15 protein-coding genes are annotated in these 18779 nt (G+C 72.4%); 7 read left to right on the top strand and 8 right to left on the bottom strand.

From position 1 onward, the window contains the following. Positions 1–2 precede the first annotated feature (2 nt). The 4 genes from AB0398_RS04695 to eccE form a co-directional block, all read right to left on the bottom strand. Positions 3–1841 (bottom strand): ABC transporter substrate-binding protein, encoded by a 1839-nt coding sequence (locus AB0398_RS04695; RefSeq protein ID WP_366372361.1) that lies wholly within the window; start codon positions 1839–1841, stop codon positions 3–5. Between the two features lie 192 nt (positions 1842–2033). Further along, complete coding sequence (locus AB0398_RS04700) at positions 2034–5501, bottom strand: SCO5717 family growth-regulating ATPase (protein WP_366372288.1); 3468 nt, start codon at positions 5499–5501, stop codon at positions 2034–2036. A gap of 217 nt (positions 5502–5718) precedes the next feature. After that, the gene (locus AB0398_RS04705) at positions 5719–6603 is read right to left on the bottom strand and encodes a hypothetical protein (RefSeq protein WP_366372289.1); all 885 of its coding nucleotides are present in this window, start codon (positions 6601–6603) and stop codon (positions 5719–5721) included. Further along, the gene (eccE, locus tag AB0398_RS04710) at positions 6603–7919 is read right to left on the bottom strand and encodes a type VII secretion protein EccE (RefSeq protein WP_366372290.1); all 1317 of its coding nucleotides are present in this window, start codon (positions 7917–7919) and stop codon (positions 6603–6605) included. The genes AB0398_RS04705 and eccE overlap by 1 nt, the downstream gene beginning before the upstream one ends. A 191-nt stretch (positions 7920–8110) precedes the next feature. Between eccE and eccB the strand changes: the two genes are divergently transcribed. From eccB to AB0398_RS04745, 7 genes are all read left to right on the top strand, one after another. Beyond that, positions 8111–9655, top strand: coding sequence for a type VII secretion protein EccB (gene eccB / locus AB0398_RS04715; RefSeq protein WP_366372291.1), 1545 nt, complete (start codon positions 8111–8113; stop codon positions 9653–9655). Positions 9656–9667: 12 nt separating this feature from the next. Next, entirely contained in the window at positions 9668–10924 is a 1257-nt protein-coding gene (mycP, locus tag AB0398_RS04720) for a type VII secretion-associated serine protease mycosin (RefSeq protein ID WP_366372292.1), read from the top strand. An 87-nt stretch (positions 10925–11011) separates the two neighbouring features. Beyond that, on the top strand, positions 11012–11470 hold the full coding sequence (locus tag AB0398_RS04725; protein WP_366372293.1) for a hypothetical protein: 459 nt from the start codon (positions 11012–11014) through the stop codon (positions 11468–11470). Between the two features lie 22 nt (positions 11471–11492). Next, complete coding sequence (locus tag AB0398_RS04730) at positions 11493–12923, top strand: hypothetical protein (RefSeq protein ID WP_366372294.1); 1431 nt, start codon at positions 11493–11495, stop codon at positions 12921–12923. A gap of 13 nt (positions 12924–12936) precedes the next feature. Next, the gene (locus AB0398_RS04735) at positions 12937–14190 is read left to right on the top strand and encodes a S8 family serine peptidase (protein ID WP_366372295.1); all 1254 of its coding nucleotides are present in this window, start codon (positions 12937–12939) and stop codon (positions 14188–14190) included. 31 nt (positions 14191–14221) lie between these two features. Further along, a complete protein-coding gene (locus AB0398_RS04740) occupies positions 14222–14554 on the top strand; it encodes a hypothetical protein (protein WP_366372296.1) in 333 nt (110 codons plus the stop codon). A gap of 14 nt (positions 14555–14568) precedes the next feature. Continuing rightward, positions 14569–14877, top strand: a complete 309-nt coding sequence (locus tag AB0398_RS04745; protein WP_366372297.1) for a WXG100 family type VII secretion target — start codon at positions 14569–14571, stop codon at positions 14875–14877. Between the two features lie 85 nt (positions 14878–14962). Here the strand turns inward: AB0398_RS04745 and AB0398_RS04750 are convergent, their stop codons facing one another. The 4 genes from AB0398_RS04750 to AB0398_RS04765 form a co-directional block, all read right to left on the bottom strand. Further along, positions 14963–15196 (bottom strand): DUF397 domain-containing protein, encoded by a 234-nt coding sequence (locus AB0398_RS04750; RefSeq protein WP_125661844.1) that lies wholly within the window; start codon positions 15194–15196, stop codon positions 14963–14965. Between the two features lie 97 nt (positions 15197–15293). Beyond that, the gene (locus AB0398_RS04755; RefSeq protein WP_366372298.1) at positions 15294–15950 is read right to left on the bottom strand and encodes a hypothetical protein; all 657 of its coding nucleotides are present in this window, start codon (positions 15948–15950) and stop codon (positions 15294–15296) included. Then, the gene (locus AB0398_RS04760; RefSeq protein ID WP_366372299.1) at positions 15950–16675 is read right to left on the bottom strand and encodes a hypothetical protein; all 726 of its coding nucleotides are present in this window, start codon (positions 16673–16675) and stop codon (positions 15950–15952) included. The genes AB0398_RS04755 and AB0398_RS04760 overlap by 1 nt, the downstream gene beginning before the upstream one ends. Next, positions 16611–18779, bottom strand: coding sequence for a hypothetical protein (locus AB0398_RS04765; RefSeq protein ID WP_366372300.1), 2169 nt, complete (start codon positions 18777–18779; stop codon positions 16611–16613). Before AB0398_RS04765 ends, AB0398_RS04760 begins: the two co-directional genes overlap by 65 nt.

An 18779-nucleotide genomic window follows, 5' to 3' on the forward strand; every position in this document is an offset into this window, starting at 1 on the left:
GACTACTCGCGGTCGTCGGCGGTGGACCGGCGGCGCAGGCCGAGGACGACGCCGAGACCGACCACGACCACCACGGCCGCGCCGATCCCGACGATCACCCCGGTGGAGGAGCCGCTCCCCTCGGACCCGCCGGAGGCCGAGGCCGCCGGCACGGCCGACCACCAGCTCCAGTAGCCGTCCTGGCCCCACAGGTTCCCGGCGGCCTCGGGCATGGTCGTGATGGACGCGATCTGGTCCGTGCGGTACGCCTCCAGGGCGTTCGGATAGGCCATGACGTTCATGTACCCCGTGTCGTACAGGCGGGACTGCATCCGCTTCACCAGATCCGCCCGCTTGGCGGCGTCGTACTCCACCGCCTGCTGCGCGTAGAGCCCGTCGAACTCCTGGTCGCAGATGAAGTTGTCGGTGGCCCCGCTGTCCTTCGGGGTGGCCGGGAGGGCGCCGCAGGTGTGGATGGAGAGGACGTAGTCCGGGTCCGGGTTGACCGACCAGCCGTCGAACGCGAGGTCGTAGTCGCCCTTCACCCACGGGTCCGAGACGCTGTCCAGACACTCGACCTTCAGGCCGACGCCGAGCTCGCCCCACCACTCCTGGAGGTACTTGCCGACCGCCTTGTCGTTCGGGTCGGTGGCGTGGCACAGGATCCGGAAGTCCAGCGCCTTCCCGTCCTTGCCGACCCGCTTGCCCCCGCCGTTCTTCCGGTACCCGGCGGCGTCCAGGACCCGCGCCGCCTCCTCCGGGTCGTACCTCCGCTCCTGGTCGCCGTCGGGCTTCCAGAAGTACGAGCCGAAGCGGGGCGGGATGTAGCCCTCGCCCTCGACGGCGTGGCCCTGGAAGACCTTGTCGACGAGGGTGGCGCGGTCGACCGCGAGGAAGAGCGCCTTGCGCACGGCCGGGTCGAGCAGCGCCTTGTGCCCGTTGCCGAACCCCTTCCCGTCCCGCGCCCTGGCGCCCGGGTTGGTGGCGAGGGCGAAGAAGCGGCGCCCGGGGGCGTCGTTGACCTTGATGTCCTTCTGGGCCTTCAGCGCGTCGGCCTGGGCCGGCGTCAGGTTCGGCACGAAGGACACCTCGCCCTTCTGGAGGGCGGCGACGGCGGCGTCCCCGTCCTTGTAGTACTTGAAGACCAGCTCGTCGAACTTGGGCGCGCCCCGCCAGAACTTCTTGTTCGGCTTGAGCTTGATGTACTGGTCGACCTTGTAGTCGGTGATGACGAAGGGTCCGTTGCCCACGATCGGGAACTGCTGGTCGTTGTTGAACTTCGAGAAGTCGCCGACCTTCTCCCAGACGTGCTTGGGCACGATCGGCACGTCGAGCGCGGTCATCGTCGCCTGCGGCTTCTTCAGCCTGATGACGAGCGTCTGCGGGTCGGGCGCGGTGACCTTCTCGAAGTTGGCCGTGAAGCTGCCGTTGGCGGTGGCGGCGTTCGGGTCGGTCATCATCTTGTTGAAGGTCCAGGCCGCGTCCTCGGCGGTGGCCTGCGTCCCGTCCGACCAGAGCGAGTCCCCGCGGATCGTGTACGTCCACGTCAGCTTGTCGGGCGACGGCTTCCACGCGGTCGCCAGGCCCGGGACCGTACGGGCGTCCTTCGGGTCGTAGTTCGTCAGGTACTCGTAGGCCAGGCGGTGGATGCTCGTCGAGGTGAGCTTCTGCGCGAGGAACGGGCTCAGCGAGTCGATGCTCTGCGAGACCGCCACCGTGAGCGTGGTGCCGCCCGACTTGTCGTCCTCCGCCCGCGCGGTGCCGGGGACGACGACGAGCGAGGTGGCGGCGAGACCGGAGGCGAGCAGGATCCGGAGGGCTCTTCGGGCGGGGGCGGGGCGGGGTGGAACCTTCGTGACCATGACCATGGGACGTGACCTCGCGTCGGAGTTTCTGTCGTGGATCTTGGGCTGTCGGTGAGTGAAGCGAAGGTGTATCAGCGGTGGTCTGCCGTCGTCAACGATGACTCAAACCCCTTGTGGTCTGCGGGAACGCCAAGAGGCCCCGTATCGGACGACCGATACGGGGCCTCATTGGTCTACTCCTGTGACGCCCTACTGCTGAGGGGCTGGCGGCGCCTGCGGAGGGACCTGCGGCGGCGCCTGCGGCGGCAGCGGCTGCCCGGCGTACTGCTCGGGAAGCTCCTGCGGCGGAACCTGTCCCGGCGCGGGCTGCTGCTGCCAGGCCGGGGGCATGCCGGGAGCGCCCGGAGCACCCGGCTGACCGGGCTGCGACGGGTAGGGCTGTCCGGGGTACGGCGCCTGGGGCGCGTACGGCTGACCGGGTGCCGGGTGGCCGGGGGCCGACTGACCGGGCATCGGCTGGGCCGGGGCGAACTGACCGGGCATCGGGCCGGGGTCCTGTCCCGGCTGTCCGGTCCGGCCGGGGGCCGGGTACGCCTGCGGCGGGTAGGGCTGACCGGGCTGGGGGGCCTGGGGGGCGTACGGCTGCCCGGGGGAGGGCTGTCCGGGGGCGAACTGGCCCGGCGCGGGCTGTCCGTACTGACCCGGCATCGGCTGACCGGGCTGGTCGTACTGGCCGTACTGCCCCGGCTGACCCGGCTGCCCCGGCTGACCGGGCTGGCCCGGCTGCTCCGGCTGTCCCGGCGCGAAGTGGCCGGGCGCGGGCTGTCCGGGGGTGAACTGGCCGGGGACGGGCTGGCCGTACTGCCCCGGCTGACCGGGGTACGGCTGACCCGGCATCCCCTGACCCGGCATCGACTGGCCGGGACCCTGCTGACCCGGCATCGGCGGGGCCATGTGCGGGGGCAGCGCGCCCTGGCCGTCGCCGGTCCACAGGCCCTGCGCCTGCTGCGCCCGTACGAAGTCCTCGGCCACCAGGGCCGACAGGTGGAAGTACGCCTCGCGGGTCTTCGGCCGCATCATGTCGAGGTCGACCTCGGCGCCGGCCGCCAGGTGCTCGTCGAAGGGCACGACCACGACCCCGCGGCAGCGGGTCCGGAAGTGCTGCACGATGTCCTCGACCTTGATCATCTTGCCGGTCTCGCGGACGCCGGAGATGACGGTGAGGGAGCGCTGCACCAGATCCGCGTAGCCGTGCGCGGAGAGCCAGTCCAGGGTGGTCGACGCGCTGGAGGCGCCGTCCACGGAGGGCGTCGAGATGATGATGAGCTGGTCGGCGAGGTCGAGCACCCCGCGCATGGCGCTGTAGAGCAGGCCCGTGCCCGAGTCGGTCAGGATGATCGGGTACTGCTTGCCCAGGACGTCGATCGCCCGCCGGTAGTCCTCGTCGTTGAAGGTCGTCGAGACGGCCGGGTCCACGTCGTTGGCGAGGATCTCCAGACCTGAGGGCGCCTGCGAGGTGAACCGGCGGATGTCCATGTACGAGTGGAGGTACGGGATCGCCTGCACCAGGTCGCGGATGGTCGCCCCGGTCTCGCGCCGCACCCGGCGGCCCAGGGTGCCGGCGTCCGGGTTGGCGTCGATCGCCAGGATCTTGTCCTGCCGCTCGGTCGCCAGGGTCGCGCCGAGCGCGGTGGTCGTCGTGGTCTTGCCGACGCCGCCCTTGAGCGAGATGACCGCGATCCGGTAGCAGGAGAGGACCGGCGTCCGGATCAGGTCCAGCTTCCGCTGCCGCTCCGCCTCCTCCTTCTTGCCGCCGAGCTTGAAGCGGGAGGCGGCACCGGGGGTGCGGCTGGACTTGGGCTTCTGCTTGTTGTTCCGCAGCAGCCGGTCGGAGGAGAGCTCGACGGCCGCGTTGTACCCGAGCGGGGCGCCCGGCACGGACCGCTCCCGCTGGTCGTGCGTCACGGGCGAGGGCCAGGCGCCGCCGGTCCGGGGGTCGACGGGCGGCTGCGCGTCGTGCGGGGGCTGCGGCTGGGGCCGGGGAGCCTGCGGGGGTACGGCGCCGGGGTGCGGGAAGCCGTAACCGCCCGGCTCCTGGGCCTGCGGCGGCACACCGCCGGGCTGCTGCGGGTAGCCGTAACCGGGCTGCTGCGGAGGCGTACCGGGGTGCGGGAAGCCGTAGCCGCCCTGCTGCGGGGCCGGGGCCGGGGGCGCCTGCGGGGCCTGCTGCGGGTAGCCGTAGCCGCCGGGCTCCTGCGCCTGCGGCGGTACGGGGCCGGGCGCGGTGGGCGCGGCCGCGGGCGACGGCCAGGCGGCTGCGGTGGGCGGCAGCGGCGCGGCCGGGGGCACCGGCTGGGCGGACGCCTGCTGGGCGTGCGCCGGCTGCGCGGGCCACTGCTGGGCGGGTCCGGGGGCGGCCGGCTGGAACGACGGCGGCAGCGGCGGCAGTCCGGGCGCGGCCCCGGCCTGCGGCGGGCCCGCGGGGGCCGGGAAGGCGTTGGGGTAGGGGGCGGCCGGACCGGGGCCGAAGCCCTGCGGCGCGTCGGCGGCCGGGAGCGGTGGGGCGGGAGCGTCCGAGGGCGCGCCGGCCGTGGCCTCCGCCTCCGTCACCGCCCTGGTCTCCGGCTCCGGCTCCGCGCCGGCTTCGGCCGGCCGGTCCTCGGGGCCCGGGACGGCGTCGGAGGCGGCGACGGCCTCGGCCGGCTCCTCGGCGTCCCGCACGCCGTCGTCGCCGCCTGTCACGGACGGCTCGGCGGCCTCGGTCTCTTCGGGACCCTCGGTGGAAGTCTCGTCGGAGCCCGCCGGGGCGTCGTCGCCCTCGGCCGGGACCGGAGCGTCGGCCGGAACCGGAGCATCGGTCGGGGCCGGGGCGTCGTTCGGGCCCGCGGGGGCGTCCGCCCTCTCACCCGCGGCGTCCGTCGCCGGGCTCCGAGCCTCCTCCGCCGCTCGCTCCGCGAACTCGCGCCGGAGCGCGGCGGGGGAGAAGCGCACGGTGGCACCGCTCTCCACGTCTCCGCCCCCGAAGGAGGAGGCGGCGGCCTCGGGCGCCGGGCCGTCGGGCGCGGAACCACCGGGCACCGGCGCACCCGGCACGGAGGCGCTCGGCGCGGCACCGCCGGCCGTGAAGCCGTCCGGCAGCGAACCGCCCGGCACGGCGTGCTCCTGCGGAGCGGGGCCGCCCGGCACCGGGGTCCCCGGCCCGGCGGCGGGAGGACCGGCCACGGGAGATCCGCCCACCGGGGTCCCGCCCACCGGCGGCACCGCCGCCGACGGGATCCCCGCCGACGGGGTCCCCCCGGCCGGAGTCCCGGTCACCGGGGCGGGAACACCCGGAACGGCGGCGGGCGCGACGGGCGGCGCCGGCTCCGGCGCGACAGGAGCCGCAGGAACCGCAGGGGTCGCAAGGGGCGCGGGAGTGGCCGGGGGCACAGGAACCGCAGGAGTCGCGGGAGCCACCGGCGGGGCCGGCGGGGCCGGGCTCCAGTGGGGTTCGAAACCGCCGCCCGCCGGGACGCCCGGCACGGGGACCGGCGCTCCGCTCGGCGGCGGGGGAGTGGCACCGCCCGCTCCCGTACCGCCCGGCGCGTTCTGCGTGTACCAGGCGGGCGGGGTGTAGTCGATGGTGAACTCACCCGTCATCTCGGCGGGATCCGCGTCGGACTGATCGTCGGCGGGCGGATTCCAACCCCCGTGGATCTCGTCGCGATCGCCGTTCACTTTGCCTCCTGGTGTGGTCGAGCACCCGTGTGCCGTCGTGGGCGGGGCCCTTCCACCCTAATCGGCGCGGGCAACCCCCGGGCGGGCCCGGCGGACCCTCCCCACCCGTCCCCGCGGCCCGGTCCGGCCCCCAAGTGACCCGGCCGCGCCGCAGAGTGAGAACCCCCACCATGCGAAACAACGGAAAAAGGGACGTACGGGGGCGAGTTGGCGCCGCTCAGTCCATCCGGCGCGCGCCGCCCAACAATCCGGTCTCGGCGTCCGTCGCCTGTGTCATCACGAACTGGCGGTCGTCCGGGGTGCACCAGAGGGTCACCCCGTCCGCGAGCGTGGACAGCGCCCCGTACTCCTGGGGCGGCAGGTTCATGATGCGGCCGATCCGGTCCGCCTCGTCCGGGGACACCCGCTGGACCCCGACCAGGGAGGACTTCTCCAGGAGGCGGGGCGCGACCGGGCTCAGATAGGGGAGCAGCGTCACCACCGACTGCCAGGGCGCCGACACGACACGGCCGCGCGGCGGCCGCATGCCGCAGTCGCGCACCACGACCACCGGACTGCCCGCCGACGCGCCCTGCGGCGGCACCCGGCCCACGTCGTGCAGCGTGATGCACGGCTGCCCGCCGCCCGCCGCCTGGGCGAGGGCCGTCCACGCCTGCGCGCGGCCGGTCTCGACCGCCACCCGGGCGCCCGTCGCGGCGGCCCGCAGCGCCAGGATCTGCGCGGTCCACAGACCGCCGATGAGGGTGACGTCGTACGGGACGGGCCGGTTGATGCCGAGCACGGCGGGGCGGCCCTCGGCGTCGACGCCGATCACCACGCCGTCGTCGCCCACCGGCAGGGCCAGCGCGTCGAGTTGCTCCACGGATATGGAGTGCCGGTCGCGGCGCGGACCGACGAGCCCGAAGCCGAACCGGGGCCGTCCGCTCCGTCCGGTGGGCCGGGGGAGGGGAGCGGCGGGGGAGGCCTGCCCGCCGTACGTACCGGAGGCGGGCTGTCCGCCGTACGTGCCGGAGGCCGACTGCGCGCCGAAGGCGCCGGGGGCTCCCGGAGCGCCGGGGGCGCCCGCGGCCGGCTGGGCGCCCTGGGGCGTGGCGGTGGACATCAGCGCGCACCCCCCAGCGGAAGCGTCGCCAGGACGCCGGGCACCTGTTCCCGGTCCAGTCGCACGAGCCCCGTCCTCACCCCGCGCGCCGCGCGCTCCAGCTCGTGCCGCGCGGTCACCAGTTCCTCGTCGCTGCGCCCGGTGATCCGTACGTGTCCGGTCACCGTCACCTCCTGCCGGTCCCCGCCGCTCAGCGTCAGGCTGAACGTCGTCGCGAGCGCGGGCAGCGAGGTCAGCAGGGCCACCAGCTGCGGCATCGACGCGCCCGCGCCGCCGTTCCGGCCGCCCAACTGGGGCCAGCGGCCCACCCAGTACGTCGTGTGCCGGCGGTCGTCCACCCGCCAGGTCCTGGCGGTCTCCTGCGTCCGCCGCTCCTGCGCCCGGCCCCGGCCCGCCTGCGCGATCGCCATCGGGCTCGCGCAGCTGGACGTGGCGAGCGCCGAGGTGAGCTCCTGCTCGGTCAGCACGCTCGCCCGGAACCCGGCGCCCGCGAGCCGGCTCGCCAGCTGGTCCGCCGCGCGCACCAGGCACTTCTGCGCGCCCGTCATGCCGCCGCCGCGCGCGGCGACCGCCTCGGGGCACAGCTCGGGGTCGAGCTTGAGCGCGATCCAGGTGATCCGCAGCGCGGGCGAACCCGTCTGCGCCTGGAGCGGCCCGTAGTTGCGCGCCGCCATCGACTGCGCGGGCAGGTGCGGCGCGGGCGCCGGCTGCGTGTGCTGCACGATCTGCGCCGACTCCAGCCGGACGCCGTCCACGCTCAGCACGTCCCGGACGATCCCGACCGGCAGCGGCCGCGCCGAGCGGTCCGGGCGCAGCGCCGTGCCGTCCGACTCGACCCGCAGGACCGCGGTCAGGAAGGTGCCGTCCCCGACCATGCCGACCGGGCGCCGGTCGCGGTCGCTGTACGTGTGGGTCTGGAGCGCCGGGTCGCACTCCATGATCGGCGCGAACCCCGGCTCGGTGCCCTCGGGCACCGTGAACGAGGAGGTCCGGCGCGTCCGGGCGCGCAGCGCGAGGAAGGTGCCGAGCCACTCGGGCAGCGAGCGCCGGTGCCGGCGCACCACGGCCAGCAGGACGAGCACGACGGCCACCACGCCCGCCGGGACGAGCAGCATCGGCTCCACGGCCCAGGCGACGAGCAGCAGCGCCGCCGCCACCTCGACCAGTACGAGCTGTTGCAATCGGAACGAACCGAAATGACCGGGACGGGCCTGGAGCCTCGGCGCGACCGAGGAGCCGGACCCCGCGGGCGGGGTCGCGGACGGGGGTGCGGAGGCGGAGGCCGCGGCGGGCCGCCTCCGCGTCGCGGAAGCCATGATGGAGAATCCCCCTCAATTCGTCCCGATGACCCTGGCCCGCCAGGGCTTTGGCGGCCGGATCACCCTACCCGCCCCACGAACCCCACGGGACAGCAGGCATAGTAGGGGGCCGGTCCGACGGCCGGGGCCCGGGTGCCATCACCCCGGTCGCCCCGCGAGAAGATCGCGCCTGACGAGAATGGGGACTCATGGCATCGCGGCGGGACGAGCTCAACGCGTACACCTTTGCGAAGAAGCGCACGGTGGCGGCATTCCTCCAACCCTCTCCCTCCGGTACGGAGGAGGGGGCGCCGAGGCCGCTGCGCGCGGTCCTCCCCGGAGTGATCGTCGCCGCGCTGGTCGTCGCCGGGTTCGGCGCCTGGGGCATGTTCAAGCCCACCGCCCCCAAGGGCTGGGACGACCCCGGCACCCGCGTGATCGTCGGCAAGCAGTCGACGACCCGGTACGTCGTCCTGGAGACCGGCAAGGGCAAGGGCAGGAAGACCCTGCTCCACCCCGTCCTCAACCTCGCCTCCGCCCGGCTCCTGCTCGCCCCCGACAAGTTCCAGGTCATCCAGGTCGAGGACAAGAAGCTCGACGAGGGCAAGCCGCCGCGCGGCCCGATCCTCGGCATCCCCTACGCCCCCGACCGGCTGCCCACGGCGGACGACGCGGGGAAGGCCAAGCGGTGGGCCGTCTGCGAGCAGCCCGGCGGCGGCAGGGGCGCCGGGGTCCAGAAGGCGACCTTCCTCTTCGCCGAGCGCGACCTCAAGCGGACCGAGGGCGCCGGACAGCTCAAGGACGGGCAGGTCCTGTACGTCAAGGGCCAGAAGGGGAACACCCAGTTCCTCATCGACCACACCGGCACCAAGTACCCCGTGAAGGCCGACTCCACCGGCCTCCTCACCGCCCTCGTCGGCCTCGGCAAGGACCCGCAGCCCGTCACCGACGACTGGCTCGCCACCCTGAAGACCGGCGACGAGATCGACTTCCCGCGCCTCGACGGGAAGGTCGGGGAGTCCGCGGGCATACCCGGCAACACCCTGACCGGCACCGAGAACCGCATCGGCATGGTCCTCCTCGCCCAGACCGGCTCCGGCCCCCAGCACTACGTCGTGCTCGCCGGGAAGGTCCAGCCCGTCACCCCCTTCACCGCCTGGCTCCTCATCAACTCCCCGCAGACCGGCGTCCTCGACATGGACGGCCGGGCGACCACCGTCGACGCCTCCTCCGTCGACCCGGACCCCACCCCCTTCCACGACGGCGTCCGCTGGCCCCGCCTGAAGTCCGCCCAGGTCAACGCCGCCTCCGGCTCCGGCGCCCGCGACACCGTCTGCAGCGTCCTCACCCACGTCGACGAGAAGGGCGGGACGACCCTCACCACCTGGGCCGGCCGCGACTACCCCGCCGACATCACCGCCGGGGGCACCAGCACGTACGTCACGCCCGGCACCGGCCTCCTCTACACCCAGATCCAGGGCCGGCAGAAGGCGCCCGACGGCTCCCTCTTCCTCGTCACCGACACCGGCCTGCGGTACGCCGTCCAGGCCAACGGCGACTCCGACTCCGGCCGCTCCGAGATCGGCGCGGGAGAGCAGAAGCAGAGCGACGGGCGCCCGGAACCCAGCGACGCCCAGAAGCGTCTCGGCTACGAGAAGGTCACCCCGGTCCTCGTGCCGATGGAGTGGTCCGAGTTCCTCTCGAAGGGCCCGCGCCTCGACACCAACAGCGCGCGCCAGCCGCAGGGTTCCTAGGGGGTGGCACCGGTGACGACCACGCACCGCACGGCGGCCCTGCTCACCGCCGGCACCCTCGCCCTCCTCCTGGCGGCCCCCGCGGCCGCCGCCGCGCCCCCGCAGGACGGGCCCGCCCTCGACGGCGGCGGCGAGTGCACCTTCCCCATGAAGAAGCAGATCGAGGGCACCCCCTGGCCGCTCCAGCGGGTCCTGCTCGATGAACTGTGGCAGGACACCAAGGGCAAGGGCGTCCGGATCGCCGTCATCGACACCGGAGTCGACGACGTCAACCCGCAACTGCGCACCGCCGTCGACGCCAAGGCGGGCAAGGACTACCTCAAGCCCGACAAGAAGAACCCGAGCTCCGGCGACGAGAAGCGCGGCAAGACGGACGGCACCGTCGACGAGGTCGGCCATGGCACCAAGGTCGCCGGGATCATCGCCGCCCGTCCCCGCAAGGGCACCGGCTTCGTCGGGCTCGCCCCCGAGGCGACGATCATCCCGATCCGGCAGAACGACGAGAAGAACAGCGGCAAGACCGACACGATGGCCGAGGCCATCGACTGGGCCGTCGCGAAGAAGGCCCACGTCATTAACATCTCGCAGGACACCACCCAGGCCCTCTCGCCGGAATCCACCCTGGCCAGGGCCGTCGCGAACGCGATATCCAAGGGCGTCGTCGTCGTCGCCTCGGCGGGCAACGACGGCATGGACGGCGCCCTCAAGAACACCTATCCGGCCGCCTTCCCCGGCGTCCTCGCCGTCGCCTCCTCGGACCGCAACAACGAGCGCGCCGCCTTCTCCCAGTCCGGGACCTTCGTGGGCGTCGCCGCCCCCGGCGTCGACATCGTCTCCACCGTCCCCGGCGGCGGCCAGTGCGTCGACAACGGCACCAGCTTCTCCGCCCCGTACGTCGCCGGAGTCGCCGCCCTGCTCCGCGCCAAGTACCCGAAGTGGACCCCGGCCCAGGTCGTCGCCCGCATCGAGCAGACCGCCGTCCGCTCCGTCAACGGGCATGACAACCACGTCGGTTGGGGCGTGGTGGACCCCGTACGGGCCCTCGCCGACCTCCCCGGGACGCCGCCGTCCTCGCCCACGCCCGACCCCGGCCCGCCCAGGCCGCCGGCCCCCGAGCCGGCCCGCCTGGCGCTGTCGGAGACGCCCCAGGAGCGCTCCGAACGGCTCGCCACCTACGCGCTGGGCATCGGCGGCGTCCTGGTGGCCGTGGTGGCCGGAACCGCCACCGTCATCCGTGACAGCCGTCGCCGCAAGGGGGTACACCCTTGACGGGTCCTTCGAACAGGGCTTTGCAGTTGGAACTGTCGTACCGAGTAGCTAGAGTGGCCGTTGTTCTTGCGGGACGGGGGAGTTGACGTGGCTGGGCCGGACGGGAACGGCAAGAAGGACCTGGAAGTCGGAGAGGTGACCCTCCAGACATTCCAGACGCGCATGCAGAAACTGCTCGACGACCTGAAGGGCTCGCCCGCCGAGCACAAGAAGATCGGCGAGCAGAAGATCACACCGGACGCGTACGGCACGGGTTTCGCCGCCGCGACCGAACTGCACGGCGCGTACGACAAGGTGCGCACGCGGCTCGAAGAGCTGACGAAGATCTTCGGCGAGACGATCGAGGCGATGGGCATTCGCGCCCAGATCGCCGACAAGGGATACGCGGGCGTGGACGAAGAGGAGCGACAGCGCTTCGCCACGATCCAGAAGTCCGTCGAGAAGGACCACAACAAGCACTACGGCACCGAGGGCCAGGGCGCGCCCAAGCCCGAGCAGCCGACCACACCGACGCACGGGACCGCCGACACCGGCGGATTCAGCTGACGCTACGGGGGAGGAACACACGATGTCGGGAGAGTTCGAGGGGAAGTCCCTGGACGCCCTGTACGCGATGATCGCGGCGGCCAAGCCCGAGGAGCTGTCGGGCAGCGGCACCGCCCTCGCGGCCGCGGTGCCCAAGATCCTCGCCATCGCCTCCGACCTGCGGCACTACATCAGCCGTGTGGAGTGGGAGGGCGAGGGCGGCGACGCGTTCCGCAAGTGGGGTGCGGGCATGGTCTCCGAGACCCTGGTCCTCGGCGACTTCACCAAGGTCGTCTCCGACGAGATGAAGCGCGCCGGCCAGGCCCTCACCGAGGCGAAGGCCGCCGTGCCGAAGCCGGCGGGCATGTGCTTCGCGGACCCGGAGAAGGAGAAGGCCCGCCTGGAGGCCGAGAAGGGCCCGAAGCTCCAGGAGGCGATCCAGCAGCTCCAGCGTCTGTCGTCGTACTACGAAACGACGCGGGACCGGATGGCGGCGGAGCGGCAGCCGGAGTTCAAGCCGCTCACATCGGTGGGACGAGGTGAGGGAGAGTACGAGTACGGGATCGGAGGCGGAGCCGGCTCCGGTACGTCCTCGGGCGCGGGTACGGGCTCCGCCCCGGCCGGCCACTCGTCGTCCCTGCGGTCCGCCGAGCCGGGCACCGGTGGCACCGACCGGGTCACGCCGCTGTCCCCGCCGACGACACCGAACTCGCCGACGACACCGACGCCGACGACTCCACCGACCACGCCGACCCTGCCCACTCCGCCGGTCGCGCCGCCGGACAGGGCGGTGGACACCAACCTCGACTCGGTGACCGTCGCGCCGGAGGCGCCGACCCGGCCCACGGCACAGCCCCCGGTTCTGCAGCCCCCGACGACGAGCGGACCGGGGCCCGTGCTCCCGCCGCTCGCTCCGCCCCTCGTCCCGCAGGCCGGGCCCCAGGGCGGCCAGCAGTTCGGGCGTCCGGTCGTCCCGGGCCCGACCGCGACGGGTCCGGTCGGCCGTGCCCCCGGCCTCACGGGCCCCAGCCCGCTGGGCCCCGGTCCCCGGACCGAGGGCATCACCGGCGGCCGGCAGGTCCCCGGACGTCCCGTGGCCGGCCAGCAGATGGGGCGGATGCCCATGGGCACGGTCATCGGCGAGGAGCGCGGTGCCTCCCCGTACGGTCGCGGCGCCGCCGGCATGCACGGCCCCGGCGGGGGAATGCACGGCGGTACTCCCGTCGGCGCGCCCGGCGTGGCGGGCCGCCGACTGGCGACCCAGCCGGGCGGAACCGTGGGGTCCGCCGCCGCGTCCACCACGGGTGGGCGCGCCTTCACCCCCGGCGGGACGGGACTCGTCCGTCCTCCGGCCTCGACCGGACCGGGCGAGGAGGAGCGTCGCGAGACGCGCAACCGTCCCGACTACCTGTCCGAGGACGAGGAGACGTGGACCTCGGGACAGCGCCGGATCGTCCCGCCCGTCATCGACTAGGAGCCCTTCCCTGATGTCCCTCCCCACCCGGGCCGTTCGCAGCCGAGCGGTCGGACTGCTCGGCGCCCTGACCGCCGTCGTCGCGACGTGGACCGTCGCGGCGACGGCGGCGCAGGCGGACGACATGCGGTCGCGCCAGTGGTACCTGGACGCGATGAAGGCGGACGAGCTGTGGAAGGTGGCCACGGGCAAGGGCGTCACGGTCGCCGTGATCGACACCGGAGTCGACTCGACGGTGTCGGAGCTGCGGGGGAAGGTGCTGCCCGGCCGCAACTTCTACGACGGGGGCGAGGGGCCCGGTCGCGTGGACGGCGAGGACGCGGAGCGCCACGGCACCAACATGTCCCTCATCATCGCCGGCAACGGAACGGGCGGCGGTGTCAAGGGAGTCGCCCCGGACGCCACGATCCTGCCGGTCAAGGTCGGTGACTTCGTCTCCGAGGGCTTGGACGTCCTGGCGAGCCGGGGCATCAGGTACGCGGTCGACAACGGGGCCCGGGTCCTCAACATCTCGTTGGGCAGAACCGCGTACAAGAAGGAGACCGCCGAGTGGCAGGCTGCGGTGGACTACGCCCGTGAGAAGGGTGCCCTGATCTTCGCGGCGTCCGGTAACGAAGGCTCGGGGAACCAGGAGTACCCGGCGGCGATTCCCGGCGTCGTCGCCGTCGGCGCCCTCGACACCAAGGGCAAGACCGCCAAGTTCTCCAACTACGGTTCGCACCTGGCCCTCAGCGCCCCCGGCGTCGAGATCCCGGGACGCTGTACCGAGAACAAGAACAAGTACTGCGCCACCCAAGGCACCAGCCAGGCCACGGCTGTCGCCTCCGGCACCGCCGCCCTCATCTGGTCCGCCCACCCCGACTGGACCGCCAACCAGGTCCTCCGGGTCATGCTGGAGACCGCCGGGCACAACGGGCCCGTGCCGAGCAAGTACATCGGCTACGGCTCCGTGCGTCCCGCCCAGGTGCTCCTGGAGGGCAAGGGGAACCCCGGCGACCCGGACGTCAATCCGCTGCTCGCCGCGCGGGCGAGCAAGCCGCCCGCCCCCTCCGCATCGCAGACTTCCCCCTCTCCTGACAACACGGGGGCAAGCGGCACGAGCCCGACCACGGGCCCCGGGACACCCGCGAAGACCGGGTCGGCCACCGGGTCCGAGGAGAGCGGTCTCCCGCTCTGGGCCGTCGCCGCGAGCGCCGTCGCCGTCGTCGCCGTCCTGGGCGCCGTCGTGACGGTGGTAGTACGCAGGAGAGCGTCGACAGACGCATGAGCAAGGTCATCTCACCAACCGAGGAGCACGAATGAGCACTCCCGCCGGCGGGTTCGGACTCGCAGACGACCCGGTCGTCAAGGCAAAGAACAAGATCACGGAGACCGGTGAGGCGGTCTCCAAGCAGGCGCGTGAGCTCGCCAACATCCTGGAGACGTGCAGCGCCGGCTGGACCGGTGTCGGCGCGGTGGGCTTCAAGCAGGCCCAGACGCTCCTCAACGAGGACCACGACACCATCCGCCGTCTGCTGAATGTGCTGCTCAACGCCGTCGGCGAGACGAAGAACCTCAGCAACGCGAACGACGACGAGGTCCGTGCCGCGTTCGCCGCCGCCAACAACAGCTCCGCGCTCAACAACCTCTAAGAAAAGGGGACGAAATGTCTGTCGACAGCGCCGGCACCCGGGTACGGTACGAGAGCGTCCAGGAGATGGCGAACCGCATCCGCGCGGTCTCGCAGAACATCATCAAGGACATCCAGGAGATGGACACCGCGCTCAAGGTCGTCACCGACACGTGGGACGGTGACGCGCACCGCGAGTACGAGATCCTCCAGGGCAAGTACAAGAAGCGCGCCGATGACATGAAGGAGCGGCTGGAGAAGGTCGCCAAGATCGTCGAGCAGGGCAAGGACAGCTACCGCGCCACCGACGTGAAGGCCTCCCGCCTCTTCACCGAGTCGTACTGAACCGCGTTCGCGCCGTGGCCCCTCGGGGATGTGCGAAGGGCCCGCTCCCTCGGGGGGAGCGGGCCCTTCCGCGTTCTCGTACGCCCTACCGCAGGTCGAACTCCCCGTCCTTGGCGCCCAGGACGAAGGCGTCCCACTCGGCCTTGGTGTACCGCAGCACGGTGTCGTGGTCGAGGGAGGAACGCATCGCGATGGCGCCGCCCGGCAGGTGGGCGATCTCCACGCGCTCCTCGTCGGGGCTCGTGCCGGGGGCTCCCTGCCACTCGACACCGCTGATGTCGAGCGCGTACAGCTCGTCCTTCTCCTGCTGGGTGCCCATCTGGCTCTGCTCCTTCGTGCGGTGGGAAAGGTGGAACGGTGCAGCGGGTCCCATCATGGACGCCCGGCGGACGCGCTGTCAGACGGAACCGGGGGATTCACTTCGCCTGGGAGGCGAAGGCCCGCGCGAGTGCGAGGACCTGGCCGCGCTCCAGCGAGGTCTTCCCGGAGTCGCCGACGGTCAGGACCAGGGCGACGTCCCCCTTGCCGCCGGAGTCGAGCCGGACCGTCACCACGTTCCCGTCCCCGCTCTGCACGGCCTCCCCGGGCTTCGCCTCGGCCCCCTTGACGGTGTACGCCTTGAGCGCGGAGAGGTCCATGCCGCCGGCGGCCTGGATGACGGGCGCCTGGAGGTACACGGCGCTCCCCTCGCTCACAGCGCCGGTGCGGACCTTCAGGTCCTCCCCGTCCAGGTGGTACGAGCAGCTGATCAGTGCCCCCGGCTTGCCCGCCCAGGGCGACTGCGGGTCCGTCGTCCGCCCGCCCTCGGCGATCGCGACGGGCTCATCGGCCTCGGCGCCGGCCGCCCCCGGCTCCACGCTCCGGTCCAGCTTCGCGGCCTCGGCCGCCGCGCCGGCGTCGTAGGGCAGCGGACACGTGTCGGCCCCCTCCTTGCCGGACTTCTCGGCGACCTCGACCACCCGGTCCACGCTCAGGGCCCCTCCGGCCTCCTCCCCGCCGCTCCCGCAGCCGGCCAGGACGAGGAGGAGGGCGGCGCCCGCCGCGCTCCGGGCGATGTGCTTCACGTGGATCATCAGGGGGTGCTTCCGTTGAGGGGCTTCACGACGGGGTCCTTCGCCAGCGGCTCGTTCTCGCAGCCGAGGAGTTCCGTGGCCCGGCGCGTCATCAGATAGACGAAGGACATCTGCTGGTCCTGGGTGCCGTGGTCCTCGACGGTGCCCAGGTTCGTGGTGAACGAGACGCCCGCGTGGAGGAGGACCCCCTTCGAGGGCTCCTTCAGCTCGCCGGGCAGCTCGCACCGCACGTAGAGATCGGTGGTGACGTCGCCGGACCGCCCTGTCGCCCCGTTCAGGCTGTAGCGGCGGGTGCCGGCCGCGTCCGTTCCCTTCCGCGCGTCGGAGAGGGGGACCCACCCGTACTCGACGGTCGTCTGGCCGTCGTCGCTCCGTCCGTCCGGAAAGAAGAAACACTGCCTGACGGCGGGTGCCTTCGCCTCCTTCAGGTACTCGCGCAGGCGGTCCTGCGCCTTCTCGACGAACAGGGGGCTCGGGTAGCCGTTCCGGGTCGTGAAGGAGTCCGTCCGCATCACCCGGGACAGCAGCTTCGCCTCGGGGGAGCCGGCCGATACCGCACAGGCGTAGTCGTCCGGACGCTCCGCCCGCGGCTGTGCGTCGGCACTGCACGCCGTCGCCACCAGTGCCGTCGCCGCGAGCAGGGCGAACCGCGCCCGGCGCCTACTGGCCGTGCTGGAGGTGCGCCTTGGCGGCGTTCCGCCCGGTGTCGTAGGCCTCGTTGGCACTGTTCTTGGACTCCTTCCAGGCTCCGTCTTCCGTGGTGCCATTCTTCTCTCCCCAGGCGTCGAACAGGCGGTTGGTGCCCTCCATGCCGCTCGCGTAATTGTTGCTCGCGTCCTGCTTGCCCTGCGCCTCGGCCTCTTCGGTGACGTCCTTGACCCAGTCGTACTTGATCGTGTCGATGAGGGCGCCACCCGCGGTTCCGGCGATCGGGATCTCACCGATCAGCCCGTTCGCGCCGATCGCCGCGTACTCGGCCGTGTCCTCGGCCCACTCGACCTTGTCGTCGCCCTTGTCCTTGTAGACGTCCGCGCCGATGCCGTTGAGCGCGCCCATCGCCGCGCCGATGTCCCGGCCCCGGTCGTTCCAGTCCGCGCTCGAACCGTGCGTCTTGTCGCCGTTGTACGCGGGGGCGCCGGCGAGCTCGGAGGCACCGTAGTTGCGCTCCGCCTCGTAGAGGAGGGAGTACGCCGCGCCGTCGTCGGCGATGCCGCGCATGACACGGACGAGACTGCCCTGGCCCACCGCGATGTGCGCGTTGTCGCCCGAGCCGGTGATGTCGTCGTTGCCCTTGATCCCGCCGTAGGAGGCCTCCTGGCCGCCCAGCGTCACGTGCGTGTCGGCCACGTAGTCGACGAGGGCGCGCGCCATCGGCTGCTGGATGTTCTTCAGCTCGTCGGGGAACTCGTCGCCGTTCATCTCCTGGTCGAGGATCCTGACGGCGTTCTGCATGACCCGCGCCTGCCCCTCGGTGTGCGGCCCGACCGGGCCGAGCTTCTCGCCCGGCTCGTGCCCCGTCGCCGCCGCCTGGATGGCGTTGCCGAGGCCCGTCGCCTTGAAGGGGTCGTCCATCTCCATGGGCGCCGAGTAGAGGGTGTTCATCACGGGGTCCGGCCACTTCCGGTCCGTGAGGAGGAACTTCAGGTGCTCGTTCTCGTTCCCGGGGGCCTTGGGGTCGAGGAAGTACTCCGCGTCCTTGGGGTCCTTGCTCATGATGTTGAGCAGCCCGTCCAGCGGGTCGTGGACGATGTTCGGCCGCTGGCCGTCGAAGAAGTGCAGCCAGATGTTCGGCTTCTCCTTCTCGGCCCGGATCATGTCGCCGCCGATCTCGTTCAGGAACTCCTTGCCGTACGCCTTGGGGTCTCCCTGGTTCATCAGCGTGACGAGCATCTGGTAGCCGTTGGTCGGGCTGACGTTGCTCGCGAGGTTCTCCGTGCCGAGCTTCTTGAGCCCGTCCACGAACGGCCGGTACGCGTAGCCGTTCGGGTCCTTCGTGCCGGAGGCGATCGTGTCCGCGAGGCCGGCGTTGATCGAGTTGTAGAGCTTCTTCTCGGCGTCCGAGATGCCCCGCTCGTTCGACGCCAGGTTCATCTGGTCCGCGATCTTCAGCGCGTCCTTCGCGCCGAGGCCGTCGAGATAGGCCTCGCTGAAGTGCTTGTCCTTCGAGTTCTGTTCGAGGATCTCCCGGTAGTGCTCCAGCTCCGCCTTCGACGCCTTGCCCTCGCGCACCTTCTCCGACAGCGCCAGCGCCTCGACGGCCTCGACGTCGCCGACCGGCTTCGCGTTGAAGCCCAGGGGCGCGGTGCCGTCCGCGCCGGAGGCGTTGAGCAGGGCGGTCTTGACGTCCGCGTCGAACTCCGTGACCGCCTTGACCGCGTCGTTGATCTTGCTCGTGTACGACATCTCCACGTTCCGCAGGTCCGGATCGTGGCGGATGGTGTTGGCCTCCTGGGGGCTGACCTTGCTGAAGTCGTAGCTGGCGTTGCCGTACTCGGAGACCTTCATGCCGGCGGCCACCGCCTCGTCGACCGCCGCCTTCACCCGGCCCTTGAGCTCGGTGAACGTGCTGTGCGCGTCCCGGAGGAGCGACTCCATGGCGCGCGCCTCCCGCTGCGCCGAGTCGAGCTCCTTGCGGGTGACGACGAAGTTGGTCGCGCCGACCTGCTGAGCCTGGCCGGTCCACAGCGGGCCGCCCGAGGCGACGCTCTGGACCTCCTTCGCGTACATGTCCTCGACCTTCTGGAACTTCTCCGCCATGCTCTTCCAGCCGTCGGCGGCGGTGTTCAGCTTGCCGAGATCGGTCTCCATGATCTCCTGGTACGTCGGCAT

Origin of the sequence: Streptomyces sp. NPDC086147, from assembly GCF_040702165.1 — a bacterium.
Lineage (GTDB): Bacteria > Actinomycetota > Actinomycetes > Streptomycetales > Streptomycetaceae > Streptomyces.

Coding starts and splice junctions, on each gene's coding strand:
- eccE (WP_366372290.1), bottom strand. CDS start 7,919: ATGGCTTCCGCGACGCGGAGGCGGCCCGCCGCGGCCTCCGCCTCCGCA.
- AB0398_RS04765 (WP_366372300.1), bottom strand. CDS start 18,779: ATGCCGACGTACCAGGAGATCATGGAGACCGATCTCGGCAAGCTGAAC.
- AB0398_RS04695 (WP_366372361.1), bottom strand. CDS start 1,841: ATGGTCACGAAGGTTCCACCCCGCCCCGCCCCCGCCCGAAGAGCCCTC.
- eccB (WP_366372291.1), top strand. CDS start 8,111: ATGGCATCGCGGCGGGACGAGCTCAACGCGTACACCTTTGCGAAGAAG.
- AB0398_RS04705 (WP_366372289.1), bottom strand. CDS start 6,603: ATGTCCACCGCCACGCCCCAGGGCGCCCAGCCGGCCGCGGGCGCCCCC.
- AB0398_RS04740 (WP_366372296.1), top strand. CDS start 14,222: ATGAGCACTCCCGCCGGCGGGTTCGGACTCGCAGACGACCCGGTCGTC.
- AB0398_RS04735 (WP_366372295.1), top strand. CDS start 12,937: ATGTCCCTCCCCACCCGGGCCGTTCGCAGCCGAGCGGTCGGACTGCTC.
- AB0398_RS04755 (WP_366372298.1), bottom strand. CDS start 15,950: ATGATCCACGTGAAGCACATCGCCCGGAGCGCGGCGGGCGCCGCCCTC.
- AB0398_RS04750 (WP_125661844.1), bottom strand. CDS start 15,196: ATGGGCACCCAGCAGGAGAAGGACGAGCTGTACGCGCTCGACATCAGC.
- AB0398_RS04745 (WP_366372297.1), top strand. CDS start 14,569: ATGTCTGTCGACAGCGCCGGCACCCGGGTACGGTACGAGAGCGTCCAG.
- AB0398_RS04730 (WP_366372294.1), top strand. CDS start 11,493: ATGTCGGGAGAGTTCGAGGGGAAGTCCCTGGACGCCCTGTACGCGATG.